Origin of the sequence: Streptomyces sp. RG80 (assembly GCF_040446465.1) — a bacterium.
Taxonomy (GTDB): domain Bacteria; phylum Actinomycetota; class Actinomycetes; order Streptomycetales; family Streptomycetaceae; genus Streptomyces.
Genome location: NZ_JBEAAJ010000014.1, coordinates 142,942 through 158,385 on the forward strand (window position 1 = coordinate 142,942; position 15,444 = coordinate 158,385).

At 71.1% G+C, this 15,444-nt stretch carries 12 protein-coding genes; 7 read left to right on the top strand and 5 right to left on the bottom strand.

The window, feature by feature from the left end; all coding sequences use genetic code 11:
- Positions 1-912 carry a glycoside hydrolase family 16 protein gene (locus ABKA17_RS40135; RefSeq protein WP_353697343.1) on the top strand — a complete coding sequence of 304 codons (912 nt, stop codon included), beginning with the start codon at positions 1-3 and terminating at the stop codon, positions 910-912.
- Positions 913-961: 49 nt separating this feature from the next.
- On the opposite strand, the gene ABKA17_RS40140 is transcribed toward ABKA17_RS40135, so the two are convergent.
- The 5 genes from ABKA17_RS40140 to ABKA17_RS40160 all read right to left on the bottom strand — a co-directional run bounded on the left by ABKA17_RS40140 (position 962) and on the right by ABKA17_RS40160 (position 6,502).
- Positions 962-1,846: an NAD(P)-dependent oxidoreductase gene (locus tag ABKA17_RS40140; protein WP_353697344.1), complete on the bottom strand. Its 885-nt coding sequence runs from the start codon at positions 1,844-1,846 to the stop codon at positions 962-964.
- Positions 1,847-1,918: 72 nt separating this feature from the next.
- Positions 1,919-2,104: an SRPBCC family protein gene (locus ABKA17_RS40145; protein ID WP_353697345.1), complete on the bottom strand. Its 186-nt coding sequence runs from the start codon at positions 2,102-2,104 to the stop codon at positions 1,919-1,921.
- 117 nt (positions 2,105-2,221) lie between these two features.
- Positions 2,222-2,911, bottom strand: coding sequence for a response regulator transcription factor (locus ABKA17_RS40150; RefSeq protein ID WP_353697346.1), 690 nt, complete (start codon positions 2,909-2,911; stop codon positions 2,222-2,224).
- Positions 2,908-4,116, bottom strand: coding sequence for a sensor histidine kinase (locus ABKA17_RS40155; RefSeq protein ID WP_353697347.1), 1,209 nt, complete (start codon positions 4,114-4,116; stop codon positions 2,908-2,910). The genes ABKA17_RS40150 and ABKA17_RS40155 overlap by 4 nt, the downstream gene beginning before the upstream one ends.
- Before the next feature lie 118 nt (positions 4,117-4,234).
- On the bottom strand, positions 4,235-6,502 hold the full coding sequence (locus ABKA17_RS40160; RefSeq protein ID WP_353697348.1) for an MMPL family transporter: 2,268 nt from the start codon (positions 6,500-6,502) through the stop codon (positions 4,235-4,237).
- Positions 6,503-6,837: 335 nt separating this feature from the next.
- On the opposite strand from ABKA17_RS40160, the gene ABKA17_RS40165 reads away from it, so the two are divergent.
- From ABKA17_RS40165 to ABKA17_RS40190, 6 genes are all read left to right on the top strand, one after another.
- The gene (locus ABKA17_RS40165; protein ID WP_353697349.1) at positions 6,838-7,911 is read left to right on the top strand and encodes a LacI family DNA-binding transcriptional regulator; all 1,074 of its coding nucleotides are present in this window, start codon (positions 6,838-6,840) and stop codon (positions 7,909-7,911) included.
- Between the two features lie 270 nt (positions 7,912-8,181).
- The gene (locus ABKA17_RS40170) at positions 8,182-9,552 is read left to right on the top strand and encodes an ABC transporter substrate-binding protein (RefSeq protein WP_353697350.1); all 1,371 of its coding nucleotides are present in this window, start codon (positions 8,182-8,184) and stop codon (positions 9,550-9,552) included.
- 3 nt (positions 9,553-9,555) lie between these two features.
- Positions 9,556-10,434: a carbohydrate ABC transporter permease gene (locus ABKA17_RS40175; RefSeq protein ID WP_353697351.1), complete on the top strand. Its 879-nt coding sequence runs from the start codon at positions 9,556-9,558 to the stop codon at positions 10,432-10,434.
- Positions 10,431-11,357 carry a carbohydrate ABC transporter permease gene (locus ABKA17_RS40180; protein WP_353697352.1) on the top strand — a complete coding sequence of 309 codons (927 nt, stop codon included), beginning with the start codon at positions 10,431-10,433 and terminating at the stop codon, positions 11,355-11,357. Before ABKA17_RS40175 ends, ABKA17_RS40180 begins: the two co-directional genes overlap by 4 nt.
- 42 nt (positions 11,358-11,399) lie before the next feature.
- Entirely contained in the window at positions 11,400-13,532 is a 2,133-nt protein-coding gene (locus ABKA17_RS40185; protein ID WP_353697353.1) for a beta-galactosidase, read from the top strand.
- Positions 13,532-15,349, top strand: coding sequence for an RICIN domain-containing protein (locus tag ABKA17_RS40190; protein ID WP_353697354.1), 1,818 nt, complete (start codon positions 13,532-13,534; stop codon positions 15,347-15,349). Before ABKA17_RS40185 ends, ABKA17_RS40190 begins: the two co-directional genes overlap by 1 nt.
- Positions 15,350-15,444: the final 95 nt, after the last annotated feature.

Sequence of the window (15,444 nt, forward strand, 5' to 3'; positions counted from 1 at the left end):
ATGGGAACACACGCGGCACCGCACGGCCGTGGTGGTCGACGCGCTCTGCTGGTGTCCATGGGCCTCGTCCTCCTCGCCGCCGTCCTCGGCATCCCGAGGGCCGACGGGGCCCCCGGCGCGGCCGACGCCTGCCGCGACACCGGCACCGAACTCCCGCGCGGTGACTGCGGGCCCTTCTGGCAGGTCCTCGCGGAGGACTTCAACGGCGACCGGGTGCCGGTGGGTTCGTTCAGCGACTGCGACCACCATGCCGACACCTCCGCCGCGTACTGCGGTGGGCTGCGGGGCGCCTACCGCGACAACTGGTGGGCGTATCCGACCGGTTGGCGCGACACGGCCAACGACCGAGGGCGCGAGGTCGTGGGCGTCTACCACCCGGAGGACACCGTGAGCGTGGGGCCCGCGCAGAACGGCGACGGACGGATGTTCATCCGCATGTGGCGACCCGCCGACGGGGGTCCCGTGCACGCTGCGGCGGTGGTACCCCGTGCGGTCATGCAGATGAAGTACGGCAAGTACAGCGCCCGTATCAAGGTGACCAAGCTGGCTCCGGGCTACAAGTCGGCCTGGCTGCACTACGGCGGGGGCTGCGAGATGGACCATCCCGAGGGTGAGTGGACCGGCGACCTGACCGCCTTCCACCATCCGTGCGGCGGCGGCGAGCAGGGCTACTTCCCGGGCGGCGACGACTGGACCGAATGGCACACGGTGTCGACGGAGTGGACGCCCGGCCATGTGCGGTTCTTCGTGGACGGCCGCCAGACCGGACACGACACCCGCGCCGTCCCGAAGCAGCCCCTGTCCTGGGTGCTCCAGAACGAGAGCGCCCTCGAAGGCCCCGGCGCCGCACCCGGCAGCAGCGCCCAGCTGGACATCACCTGGGTCGCGGCGTACGCCTACGACTGGAAGTGATCCGCGAGGACGTGCGGCCGGGCCGGCGACCTGGACCTACCAGGTCTCCTCAGGCCTTCTCGTCGAAGCTGGCGAAGTACGCGGCGGCCATGTCCTCGTCGCCGTGGCCCTGCGCGGCGGCCCGTTCCAGACGCGCGGCGCTCGCGGCGGCCACGTCCAGACGGACGCCGCCCCGCTCGCCGGCCTCGACGATGAGCCGGGCGTCCTTGGCGGCGGTCGTCACGGCGAACTGGGCCGGGGACAGCCGGTCCTCCAGGATCAGCCCGGCCTTGGCGCGCAGATAGCCCATGTCCAGCGGGCCGCCCGCGATGGCGTCGAAGAAGTTCTGCGGGTCGACGTCGAGCGCCTTCGACAGGGCCAGGACCTCGCCGACGGCGCTGGTGGTGGCGAGGACCCAGCTGTTGGCGACGAGCTTCAGGCGGGTGGCGGTGCCTTCGGCGCCGTCCTCGCCGGTCCACACCGTGCGGGCACCGACCGCGTCGAGCACGGGCGTCACCTTGTGCCGTCCGTCCACCGGCCCGGCCGCGAGGACGAGGAGCTGTCCGGCCTCGGCGGGCTGGCGGGTGCCGAGCACGGGGGCGTCGTAGAGGACGAGCCCCTGCGCCTCGGCGAAGGCCGCCAGGTCGGCGAGGCCCTCGATGCCCGCGGTGGTGGACTGCACCCACGCCGTGCCGGGGCGCAGCGCGGTGGCGGCCTGCCGCATGACGTCGAGGGCGGCGGGGCCGTCGTACAGGACGGTCAGGACGGCGTCGGCGCCCTCGACCGCCTCGGCGGGGGTGTCGGCCACGGTGATGCCGTCGGCGGCGAGCGGTTCGGCCTTGGCGCGGCTGCGGTTCCAGGCGCGGACGGTGAGCCCGGCGCGAGCGAGATTACGGGCCATCGCGGCGCCCATGATCCCGGTGCCGAGGACACTCACGGTGAGCTGGTCGGTCATGACGTCAACTTCCCTGGGGGGTGGCGACTTGGGTGCACCCGAGCGTAGGGCGCATCCGGCGTGCGGAGGCTACTAGGCGACGGTGGCGGGGGCGGTGGCGGCGCCGACGAGGCCGTCCAGCCAGGCCTGGTGGCCGTTGAGCATGGGGTTGGGGCGCTCGGCGGCCAGGGCTGCGGCGGGCCTGCCGATCTGGGTCTCCTGGGTGAGGATCCGCACCCGGCCCCCGGGCAGGTCCCCCACCAGCCAGGCGTGCAGCACGTCGAGCCGTTCCTCGGGCGTGCCGTCCTGCTCCGCGGTCCAGGACAGCCGGCCCGGGGTGCCCTCGGCGGGGGCCTGGAACTCGCAGACACGCCCCGGTTCGGCCGGCGTGCCCCCCTACCGTCCCGGCCCCGAGGGGGACGCGGGCCGTACCAGCCCCGTCTGGTAGGCGATGACGACGAGTTGGGCGCGGTCGCGGGCGCCGAGTTTGGTCAGGGAGCGCTGGATGTGGCTGCGGACGGTCAGGACGCTGAGGACGAGTTCCTCGGCGATCTCGTCGTTGGACCTGCCTCGGGCGGCGAGTGCGGTGACCTCGCGTTCCCGGGGGGTGAGGTCGCTGAGCCGCTCGGGGGGTGCGAGGAGGGAGCCGGGGGCCGGGGCGGCGAGGAAGCGGGTGATGAGGGCGCGGGTGGCGCCGGGCGAGAGGAGGGCCTCGCCCGCGGCGACCGTGCGGATGCCGGCCAGCAGGGCGTCGGTGGTGACGTGCTTGCCGAGGAAGCCGCTGGCACCGACGCGCAGTGCCCTGGCGACGTACTCGTCGGTCTCGAACATGGTCAGGACGAGGACCCGGGTGCCGGTCAGTGCGGGGTCCTCGCAGATGGCGGAGGTGGCGGCGAGGCCGTCCGTGCCGGGCATCCGGATGTCCATCAGGACGATGTCGGGACGGTGGACGCGGGCGAGGTCGATCGCCTCCTGGCCGTTGGAGGCCTGGCCGACCACCTCCATGTCCTCGCAGGAGTCGATCAGCAGCCGGAACGTGCCGCGCAGCAGGGCCTGGTCGTCGGCGAGCAGGACACGGATGGTCACAGGAGTGCCTCGTCTTCGTCCGGGGCGAGCGGGTGCAGCGGCAGTGCGGTGGCGACCTCGAAACCGCCCTCGGGGCGGGGTCCGGCGTGCAGGTCGCCGCCGACGGAGTGGGCACGCTCGCGCATGCCCATCAGACCGTAACCCCCGCCCGGGACCGCCGCGGCGAGGGCACCCCCTTCGTTGGTGACCGAGATGAGCAGCCGGGAGTCGGAGTAGGTCAGCCGGACGGTCGCGCCTTTCCCCGCGCCGTGCTTGGTGACGTTGGTGAGGGCTTCCTGGATGATCCGGTACGCCGTCAGGTCCACGCCCGGTGACAGCGGCCGGGGTTCGCCCGCGGTGGTGACGGTGACCTGGACGCCGGCGCTCTCGCAGGTCGCGATCAGCTCGGGGAGGCGGTCCAGGCCGGGCGCGGGTTCCAGGGAGTCGGCGTCGGGGTCGTCGCCGTGGCTGCGCAACACCCCTACCGTGGCGCGGAGTTCGAGCAGCGCGGAGGACGTGGTGGCGGTCAGTTCGTCGAGGAGTTGCTGCGCCTGATCCGGGTGGGTGCGGGCGAGGTGGCGGGCGGTGCCGGCCTGCGCGTTGGCGACGGCCATGTGGTGGGCCACGACGTCGTGGAGTTCGCGGGCGATCCGCATCCGTTCCTCGGCGACCCGCAGCCTGGCCTCCTCCTCGCGGGTGCGTTCGGCGTACGAAGCGCGGGCGTGCACGGAGTCCACGTAGGCGCGGCGCAGCCGGTTGCGGCTGCCGCCGACCAGGGGCAGCAGCAGCCACAGCACGGGGCCGACGGTGCGCAGTACGAGCATCTCGGTCGTGGGCTGGTCGGCGACGGCGGTGGTGACCACCACGGCGATGGTCGCGCCGCCCCACACGCTGGAGGTCCTCGGGTCGGTGCCGGTGGCCAGCCAGAACAGGGAGATCATCAGCGGGGCGAGCAGCAGCGGGGTGAGCACGTAGCCCAGGGCCACGGTGGCCACGGTGCAGCCCGCGCAGACCACGAGGGCGGCGCGCGGGTGATTGCGCGCCTTCAGCTGGACCAGGCAGGAGACGGCCGCGAGGACCACGGCGGGCCAGTCCTCCTCGGGCTGGCTCAGGCCGGGGATGGTGATCGTGGCGCCCAGTGTCACGCAGCCGACCAGTCCCAGGACCAGGAGGACGTCCGTGGCGATGTGCCGGCGCCCGGTCGGGCGGTCCAGGCTGGTGGTCATCTGTCTCTCCGCGGGGTAGGGCCTGAGCCCATGGTGGACGACGTAGGTGGCCGGGTGCCGCGCGAGCCGCCCGCGGCGCTTGCCACGGGCGGCCCTGGGACGGCCGGGACGGGCCTGGTCAGACGCGTGCCTCGACCGGCTCGTCCGGGGTCGGTTCCCGGTCGTGGGCCGCTGCGGCCGGGGTCCGGGTGAGGGCCTCGCCCTCCACGTCGACCCGGGGCAGCAGCCGGTCCAGCCGCTTCGGCAGCCACCAGGCCCGGTCGCCCAGCAGGGCGAGGACGGCGGGCACGATCGCCATCCGGACGACGAAGGCGTCGAGGAGCACGGCGGTGGCCATGCCGAAACCGATCATCTTGATCATGGAGTCGCTCTCGCCGATGAAGCCCGCGAAGACGGCGATCATGATCAGCGCGGCGGCCACCACGACCCGGGCGCTGTGCCGGAACCCCGAGACGATCGACTGGTGGGCGGGCTCCCCGTGGACGTAGGCCTCCCGCATCCGGGAGACGAGGAAGACCTCGTAGTCCATGGCCAGGCCGAAGACGATACCGACGAGGAAGATCGGCATCAGGCTCATGATCGGGCCGGTCTGCTCCACCCCGAACAGGCCTGCTCCGTGGCCCTGCTGGAAGACCAGGACGACCGCGCCGAGGGCCGCGAGGACCGAGAGCAGGAAGCCGAGGGCCGCCTTGAGGGGGACGAGCAGGGACCGGAAGACGATCAGCAGGAGGACGACGGCCAGGCCTACGACGGTGACGAGGTAGGGCACCAGCGCGGCCTGGACCTTGGAGGCGATGTCGATGTTCAGCGCGGTGGTTCCGGTGACCTCGAAGGACACGCCGGCCGTCGACTCGATGCCGGGACGTTCGCCGCGGATGGTCTTGACGAGGGTCTTGGTCTTCTCGTCGGTCGGGCTGGTGGACGGGGTCGCGGCGAACACGGCCGTGTTCCCGGCCTCGTTGAAGTGGGGCGGGGTGACCGAGACGACGCCCTTCGTGCCGGCGATCCGCTCGTTGACGGTGGTGACCGCGGCCTTGGGGTCGGCGGCGCCCTCGGCGTCCACGACGATGGTGAGCGGCCCGTTGAAGCCCGGGCCGAAGCCGTCGGCGAGGGCGTCGTAGGCGCGGCGCTCGGTGGTGGCGGTGGACTTGGCCTCGTCGCCGGGCATGCCGAGCTGCAACTGGGTCATCGGGATCGCGAGGGTGCCGAGGCCCACGACGCCGAGCAGCAGGACGGGGATCGGGCGGCGCAGCACGAAACGGGCCCAGCGGGTTCCGTGGTTGTCGACCCCGTCCGGCTTCCGGGACTTGAGCAGCCGGAATCGCAGGAGGCGACCCAGGGGCAGCCGCCCGCTCTTCCCCTGCTTGCGGGTGGCGCCCGACCGTACGGCGTTCGGCCAGAAGCCGAGGAGGGCGGGCACCACGGTCAGGGCGATGACCACGGCGACGATCACGGCACCGGCGGCGGTCAGGCCCATCTTGGTGAGCATCGGGATGCCGACGACCGTCAGGCCGGCCAGCGCGATGACGACGGTCAGGCCCGCGAAGACGACCGCCGAACCGGCCGTACCGACCGCGAGTCCGGCGGCTTCCTCCGGGGCGTGGCCCTTGTCGCGTTCCTCGCGGTAGCGGGAGACCACGAACAGCGCGTAGTCGATGCCGACCGCCAGTCCCAGCATCAAGGCCAGCGTGCCGGTGCTGGTGGACAGGCCGAGGGCGTCGGACAGCAGCGTGATGGTGAACATGCTGACGCCGACGCCGAGGATGGCCGTCAGCAGTGGCAGCCCGGCGGCGGCCAGCGAGCCGAAGGTGATCAGCAGGACGACGGCCGCGACCGCGATGCCGACGACCTCGGCGACGCCGCCGGGTCCGCCGCCGCTGTCCATGGCGGAGCCGCCCGTCTCGACGGTCAGACCGGCGTCCCGGGCCTGGTCGGCGGCGTTGTCGACCGCCGTTCGGCTGGCGTCGGTGACCTCGGACGACTTCACCTTGTAGGTGACGGTCGCGTAGGCGGTCGTGCCGTCCTGGCTGACCGTCTTCGCCTCGAAGGGATCCGCGACGCCGGCCACCTGCGAGCCGTCGCCCAGGGAGTCCACCGCGTCCTCGATCGCCCGCCGGTTGTCGGTCGCGGTGACCTTGTGCCCGTCGGGGGCGACGAACACCACCTGGGCGGTGGCGCCGTCGGCGGCGGCACCGGGGAAGCGCTCCTGCATCAGGTCGTACGCCTTCTGCGACTCGATGCCCGGCATGGAGAACTCCTCGTCGGCGGCGCCCGGCGCCTGGAGGGCGCCCAGTCCCACCGCGGCCAGGACGGCCAGCCAGATCAGGGCGACGTAACCTCGCCGCCGGAAGGCCAGTCGGCCCAGTCGGTACAGAAAAGTAGCCACGTCAAGGAACTCCGCATCTGTTCTCGTCTACCTCGATCAGGCTGTCCTGGCGGACCCCCTCCCGTCGTCGTGCGGCTACTGGCACTGCCGCCTACCGCAATCGGACGACCCTCTACTGAAACCGCAGTACGCGCCCGGGCCGCCGGCTCCTGCCCCGGCACGACGTCATGGCGCCGGCCGCTCATCGATACCGTCCGGACTCTTGACGGCACTCTTATGACTGCGTAGACATGACTACGCAGACATGACAGCGCAGTCAGGCCGTCGGTGTCTGACATCATTGGGGCTCGATCGTTCATCATCGGGGTTCGATCGCGCGGTCACCGGGAGACACCATGAAGCGAGGCACAGGACGGAGCGGCAGCTCCGCGGCGCCGAACAGCGTCGATGTGGCGCGTCTTGCCGGGGTCTCCCAGAAGACGGTGTCGAGAGTCTTCAACGAAGAGCCCTACGTCTCCGCCGAAGCACGCAAACGCGTCCTCGACGCCGCGGAACAGCTCGGTTACCGGCGCAACAACGCCGCCCGGGCACTGGCCTCGGGGCGGACCCGCTCGATCGGCGTGATCACCCTGGGCACCGCCCTGTACGGTCCCGCCACACTGCTGATGGGCGTCGAACGGGTCCTGCGGGACACGGAGTACGCGCTCCGCGTGGTCAACACGATGGAGGGCGACCCCGCGGGCCTCGCCGGTGCCGTGGACTCGCTGCTCGACCAGGGCGTGGACGGCATCGTCGTCTCCGAGCCGATCGACGAGTCGGGCGACGGCGGGGCGGAGCCGCACCGCGTGGACGTCCCGATCCTGGTCATCGGCGCACCGCCGCCGCCCCTCACCTCACCGGCGGTGCTGACCGCGGGCCGGGGTGCCGATCTGATGGCCCGCGCCGCCACCGAACACCTGCTGGAGCTCGGGCATGTGACGGTCCATCACCTGGCCGGTCCACAGCGGTGGTTCGCCGCCCGGGACCGGCTGGAGGGGTGGCGCACCACGCTCACGGCACACGGCAGGGACGTACCCCCGGCCGTCGAGGGCGACTGGTCGGCCGCGTCCGGGTACACGGCGGGCCGCGCGTTCGCCCGCGATCCCGCGGTCACCGCCGTGTTCGCCGCCAACGACGACATGGCGATCGGCCTGGTCCGCGCGCTGACGGAGGCCGGGCGACGCGTGCCCGACGACGTCAGCGTGGTCGGCTTCGACGACATCCCCGTCGCCGCCTATGTCACCCCTCCCCTGACCACGGTGCGGCAACCCTTCGACGCCGTGGCCCAGGAAGGACTCAAGCGTCTGGTGCACGCCATCGAGAACCCGGACGCCGATCCCCTGCCGGAGAGCGGCCCACCGGTCGACCTCATCCTCCGCGACTCGACGGCGCCGCCGCCCCAGAACGGAGGTTCCGCCACCCGCCGCTGACCCGCGCCGGTCAGCCGTAAGGATCCACGGCAGCGGAGCCGGGCCGCCGCGCCCGCCTCGCCACCACGTCTCCTCACCGCACCGCTTCACCGCACCCCACCGCTACACCGCGTCTCCTCACCGCATTTCCTCACCGCATCTCTCGGCCGCGACCGCACAGGTTCGTCGGCCCCTGGGACGAGCACGCGACCCCGATCGCCCCGTCCCCTCCCCACCCTCGTACGCCCTCGCCAGGCGTGCCCTCCTCTTCGTCTCCGGCGGGAGTTCACCATGCCCACGAACACGTCCATGAGCCGTCGGCTCTTCCTCACCACCACCGGCGCCCTCTCTCTCGGCGCCGCACTCACCGCGTGCGGCGGCGGTGACTCCGGCGGCTCGTCCGGCTCCGCGAAGCCGGTCGGCCAGGCCGACATCGACAAGGCGATGAAGACGCCGACCCAGCTGACGTTCTGGACCTGGGTCCCGAACGTCGCCAAGGAGGTCGCGCTCTTCGAGAAGAAGTACCCGGCGATCAAGGTGAAGATCGTCAACGCCGGTCAAGGCACGCCCCAGTACACGAAGTTGCGCACCGCGCTGAAGGCCGGCACCGGCGCCCCGGACATGGTGCAGCTGGAGTACCAGGCCATCCCCACCTTCACCATCACCGACAGCCTGCTGGATCTACGGCCCTACGGCGCCGACGCCCTCAAGAGCCGTTTCGTGGACTGGACCTGGGGTCAGGTCAGCGGTCCCAAGGGCGAGGTCTGGGCGATCCCGCAGGACACCGGGCCGATGGGCATGCTGTACCGCAAGGACATCTTCGACAAGCACGGCATCGAAGTGCCGGGCACCTGGGACGAGTTCGCCGCGGCGGCCCGCAAGCTGCACCGGGCCGACCCCGACGTCTATCTCACCAACCTCGCGGCCAACCAGCCCGCCGCCTGGCACGGACTGCTGTGGCAGGCGGGCGCCCAGCCCTACGCCACCTCCGGCAGTGACATCACCATCAGTGTCGACGACGCGGTGTCGAAGAAGCTCGGCGCCTACTGGGGCGGGCTCGCCAAGGAGGGCGTCATCAGCACCGACCCCGACTTCACCGACGCCTGGTACACCGGCTTCAACAGGGGCAAGTACGCCACCTGGCTCACCGCGGCCTGGGGCCCGGTCTTCCTCTCCGGCTCGGCCAAGCCCACCGCGGGCAAGTGGCGGGCGGCCCCGCTGCCGCAGTGGGACGCCGCCAAGCCCAGCTCGGGCAACTGGGGCGGCTCGACCACCTCGGTGCTGCGCTCCACCAAGAACCCCATCGCGGCGGCCATGTTCGCGCAGTTCCTGAACAGCGACCCGGCCAGCGCGAAGATGTTCGCCACCGAACAGTTCTTCTTCCCCGCCACCAAGGCCCTGCTCACGGACGCCGAGTTCACCGCCGACGCCCCCACCTTCTACGGCGGCCAGAAGGTCAACCAGGTCTTCGCCGACGTCGGCAACACCGTCAACTCCTCTTTCCAGTGGCCCCCGTTCCTCGACCAGGCGGCCACCGACTGGACGGAGACGGTCGGCAAGTCGCTCGCCGACCGGTCCGACACCGTCGCCGCCCTCGGCAGCTGGCAGTCGCGCCTGACGACGTACGCCAAGAACCAGGGCTTCACGGTCAAGGGGAGCTGAGCCATGGCCGCCACACGCCGGCACCGGTCGGCGGGACCGCTGTTCGTCGCCCCGTTCCTGGTGCTGTTCCTGCTGCTCTTCCTCGCGCCGCTCGGCTACGCCGCCTACCTCAGCCTCTTCCAGGAACGCCTCATCGGCGGCACCGTCTTCGTGGGCCTCGACAACTACGCCCAGGCCCTCGGCGACTCCCAACTCCTGCACGGAGTCGGGCGCGTGGCCCTGTTCTTCGTCGTCCAGGTCCCCGTGATGCTGCTTCTCGCGCTGCTGTTCGCCCTCGCCCTCGACAGCGGACTGCTGCGGCTGGCCCGGGTGATCCGGTTGGGCATCTTCGTGCCGTACGCCGTGCCCAGCGTGGTCGCGGCCCTCATGTGGGGCTATCTCTACGGCCCCGACTTCGGCCCGTTCGCCCAGCTGAGCCGGAAACTCGATCTGCCCGTCCCGCAGTTCCTCAGCGAGGGCTGGATGCTCGGCAGCCTCGCGAACATCGTGACGTGGGAGTTCGTCGGCTACAACATGATCATCCTGTACGCCGCCCTGCGCACGATCCCGCACGAGCTGTACGAGGCGGCCGCCGTGGACGGCGCCGGCGCCTGGCGGATCGCCTGGTCGATCAAACTGCCCGCGCTCCGCCCGGCGTTGATGCTCACCCTGCTGTTCTCCGTGATCGGCAGCTTCCAGCTCTTCAACGAGCCGAACCTGCTGATGAAGATCGCCCCGGACGTCATCAGCAGCTCCTACACCGCCAACCTCTACGCCTACTCCCTCGCCTTCACCGGCAACCAGGTCAACTACGCGGCGACGGTGTCCTTCCTGCTCGGTCTCCTCATCGTGATCGTCTCCTACGGCGTCCTGCTCACCGCGAACCGCAGGAGGACACCATGACGACCACCGCACCCGAGGCGACCGCGCCCAAGGCCGCGAAGCCGATGCGCGCCACACCGGCCCGCACCCGCGCACCCCGCCGCAGCACACCCCTCACCATCGCCATGCTGGCCGCCCTGGCCTACTTCCTCCTCCCCCTGTTCTGGCTGCTGATCGCCTCCACCAAGAGCGCCCAGGACCTGTTCGACAGCTTCGGCCTGTGGTTCTCCGACACCCCACGGCTGCTGACGAACATCAAGGAGACCTTCACCCAGGACGACGGCGTCTTCCTGCGCTGGCTGCTCAACACAGTGCTGTACGCCGGTGTCAGCGCGGTCGGCGCCGCCCTGCTCGCGGCCGCCGGCGGCTACGGTTTCGCCAAGTTCCGTTTCCGCGGCGACCGGTTGGCCTTCAACCTGGTGCTCGGCGCGGTCATGGTGCCGACCACCGCGCTGGCGATCCCGACCTATCTGCTCTTCGCCAAGGCGGGCCTGGTCAACACCCCGTGGGCGATCATCCTCCCGTCGCTGGTCAACCCCTTCGGCCTGTACCTGATGCGCATCTACGCGGCCGACGCCATCCCGGACAGCCTCCTGGAGGCCGCCCGTATCGACGGCGCGGGCGAGGCGCGGATCTTCTTCCGGATCGGGCTGCGGCTGCTGGCGCCGGGCCTGGTGACGGTGCTGCTGTTCACGCTGGTGGCGACCTGGAACAACTACTTCCTGCCGCTGATCATGCTCAACGACACCAACCTGTACCCGATCACGGTCGGCCTCTCCTCCTGGGCGGCGCAGGCGCAGAACGGCGGGGCGGGGGCCAGCAGCGACATGGTGGCGCTCGTCGTCACCGGCTCGCTGATCTCGATCGTCCCGCTCGTCGCCGCCTTCCTGCTGCTCCAGCGGTACTGGCAGAGCGGCCTGGCCGCCGGTGGCGTCAAGCAGTAGCCCAACTCCCCTTTCCACTAGAACACTTCGGAGGACTTCTTCATGGCGGCTCTGCCTGCCCGCGTCCTGTTCGGTGCCGCGTACTACCACGAGTACCAGCCGCACGAGCACCCGGACGAACGCCTCAAGACCGACCTCGACCTCATGGCCGACGCCCATGTGAGTGTCATCCGGGTCGGCGAGTCGGTCTGGTCGACCTGGGAGCCGGACAACGGTCGTTTCGAACTCGACTGGCTGCGACCGGTGTTGGACGGTGCCCACGAGCGCGGCATCTCCGTCGTCCTCGGCACACCGACGTACGCCGTCCCGCCGTGGCTCGCCCGCCAGTACCCCGAGATCACGGGCGAGCGGCGCACCGGCGAACGCATCGGCTGGGGCGCCCGGCAGGAGGTCGACTTCACCCACCCGGCGTTCCGCTTCCACGCCGAGCGGGTGATCCGTCGGATCGTCGCCCGGTACGCGGACCATCCGGCCGTCATCGGCTTCCAGGTCGACAACGAGCCGGGCAACGAACTCCTGCACAACCACGGAGTGTTCCAGCGGTTCGTGGACCATCTCCGGGAGAAGTACGGCGACGTCGAGACCCTCAACCGCGAGTGGGGCCTCGTCTACTGGTCCCACCGGCTGTCCACCTGGGCCGACCTGTGGACCCCGGACGGCAACGTGCAGCCCCAGTACGACGTCGCCTGGCGGGAGTTCCAGGCCCGCCAGGTCACCGAGTTCATCGGCTGGCAGGCGGACATCGTCCGTGAGTACGCGAGCCCCGAGCAGTTCGTCACCACCTGTATCTCCTACACCCGGCCGGCGGTGGAGGACGACGAGCTGAGCGACCGCCTCGACATCGCCTCGGGCAACCCGTACTACGAGATGCAGGACGGCCTGCTGCTGCCCGACCCCACGCCCGACGGCCACGAGCAGATCTGGAAGACCACGGGCGTGTGGGCCCTGTACCAGACGGCCGACTGGATGTTCTCCTCCCGCCAGGAGCCCTTCCTGGTCACCGAGACCAACGCGGGCTCCATCGGGGAACCGTGGCACAACCGCCCCGCCTACGACGGCCAGTGGCGCCAGGCCGCCTGGGCGCTGGTGGCACGCGGTGCCCGGATGATCGAGTACTGGCACTGGCACACGCTGCACTTCGGCGCCGAGACCTACTGGGGCGGCATCCTTCCGCACACCGGTCGACCGGGCCGTACCTACGCCGAACTGGCCCGGCTGGGTGCCGAGTTCGAGACGGCGGGCCCGCTCGTCGCCGGACTCGAACCGGACGCCGACATCACGCTGGTGTACTCGACGCCGAGCAAGTGGCTGATGCAGAAGTACCCGCCGCTGGCCAAGCCGGACGGCGGACCGGACCCGGCCGCCTACCACCGTATCCTCGACCCCTTCTACCGGGGCGCCTTCGACGCCGGCCGCCAGGTGCGCCTCGTCCACGCGCGGCAGCTGCACGACCCGAAGGGCGAACGGGACGGGCTCTCCCCGCAGGAGGCCGTCTCCCGGCACCCGGTCCTCGTCGTCCCGGCGCTGTACGTCGCCGCCGACTCGACCCTCGACTGGTTCGCCGCGTACGCCGAGGCGGGCGGCCATCTGGTGCTGGGCCCGCGCACCGGCTACGCCGACCACGAGGCGCGGGCCCGCGCCGAGGCGGCGCCCGGACGGCTGGCCGAGGCCGCGGGGGTGAGCTACGACGAGTTCAGCAACCTGTCGCAGGACGTCCCCGTACGGGCCGTGTCCGAGGGCCCGCTGCGGCTGCCGGAGCACGCCGCCGCCACGCGCTGGGCCGACGGTCTGACCGTCATGGACGCCGACGTGCTCGTCGAGTACGACCACCCGCACTTCGGCCGCTGGCCCGCCGTCACCACCCGCCGTCACGGGGAGGGGCGTATCACCTGCGTCGGCACGGTGCCCGGCCGTGATCTCGGCAGGGCCCTGGCCACCTGGCTGGCCCCGGAGACGCGCTGGCGGGACCTGCCGGAGTCCGTCACCGCGACGACCGGTACCGCCCCCGACGGGCGCCGTGTCCACGTGGTCCACAACTGGGGCTGGGAGCCGAAGAGTGTCGAGGCCCCGGCGGATCTGACCGACGTGCTGGACGGCGGCCGTGTCCCCGCGGGCGACGCGGTGCGGCTCGGCGCCTGGGATGTGCGGGTCTTCGTCACCGAGGGAGAGAACTGATGCCGAACAGAAGACGACTGGGCACCATCGCCGCGGCCTTCCTGATGGCCGCGGTGCCCATGGTCAGTGCGCAGGCCTACAACCCGACCGGCGGCATCCTCTACCAACTCGGCGACGAGCCCTGCCTGAAGGGCCGGTTCAACTGCGCGGTGTACCCCAAGTCGGCCCAGTTGCCGAGCGGTCGGCTGGTCGCGTCGTTCGAGAAGGCGACCGTCGTACCCGCGTCGGGCAGCGCCGACGGGGAGACCCTGCCGGTCTACAAGAGCGACGACCACGGCACGTCCTGGCAGCCGCTGTCCGAGGTGAAGGCCCCGGCGTACCTCTCCAAGGACCCCAAGTACGCCAAGTACACCAGCAATTGGACCAACCCGTATCTGTACGCCCTCCCGCAGGACGTCGGAAACCTGAAGCGGGGCACGCTGCTGCTGGCCAGTGTCGTGTCGGGCGACGACCAGTACTACAAGGAGCACAAGGCGGCCGATCCTGGCTGGACGCCGTCCAACGACGGTGACCGCGAGAACCTGGCCATCGCCCTCTACTCCAGCACCGACCAGGGCGCCACCTGGAAGATCCTCAACGTCGTCGCGACCGGCGGCTGGCAGGGCGGCAGCGCGGGCGCGGTCGGCCAGAACATCGCGGACGCCAACACGCACCGGCAGGTGGACCCCCTGTGGGAGCCGTACCTGATGGTCCACGGCGGCAAGCTCGTCTGCTACTACTCCGACGAGAACGACTACACCGGCTTCGACCCGGCCACCGGCGCCCCGGTCCTGGACCCCGCGAACGACACCGCCACCGACTCGCACGGCCAGATCCTCGTCCACAAGACCTGGGACGGCCGCAGTGCGCGATGGAGCGGAGCCGTCGTCGACGTCGCCGGCCAGACCCAGGACATGGGCGGCGGAAAGACCGAGATCGGCGGCGGACGGCCCGGCATGACGAACGTCGTACCGACGACGGACGGCAAGTGGCTGCTGACGTACGAGTACTGGGGCGGCGGAGTCAACACGCGCTACGCCGTCGCCGACAACCCCCTGAAGTTCTACGCCGGTTCGTCGGGCCATCCCGTCACCTCGCTTCCGGTGACGGCCGGTTCACGTCCTCTCGCGGTGAACGGCAGCCCGGTGATCATCCGCCTGCCCGACGGGCGCCTCGTCTACAACGCGGCCGGCAGCGGCAACGTGTGGGTCAACGCCAGTGGGCGCAGCGACGGTGCCTGGACCGAGTACCAGACGACCTCGCCGGCCGGCTACAGCCGCAACCTCCAGTACGTGCGGGGCACCGGACGGGTCTCGATCCTCAACAACCAGGGCACGTCGACGATCGCCTTCGCCGAGGTCGACCTGGGCCGTTCGGCGGGCGCCTACTACCAGTTGGTGAACCGTAAAACCGGGCAGGTCATCGGCACGGGGAGCAGGACCAACGACGCCAACATCGGCAACGGCGACGTGCCCGACGTGGTCCTGGAGAAGGCTGGTTCGGCGACCGACAAGGACACCCAGTACTGGCACGTGGTGACCGAGCCGGGCGGCGGGACGACCCTGCTCAACAAGTCCGGCGGCCGCGCGGCGGCGATCTGGACGGGCCGTGCCACCGTCGGCCAGCGGATCGGCCAGTGGGTCGACAACAGCGCCACGGGCAGCTGGAACCTGATCAGGACCGCCGACGGCTACTACAAGTTCCAGGCCGCCGGAAACACCGATCTGTATCTGACGGGCGCGTCCTCCGGGGCAGCCCTGACCTTGCAGAACGCCGTCGCGGACGGCTCGCAGGAATGGCGGCTCGTGCGGCAGACGGGAAGCGCGGGCCGGCGGTGAGGTGAGATGCCCTGGGGTGTGGTGAACGTGCGGTGAGGGCCCGTCGGCTCACGCCACGTTCACCACACCTCTCGTGCGGCTCCTTCGGCTGAAGC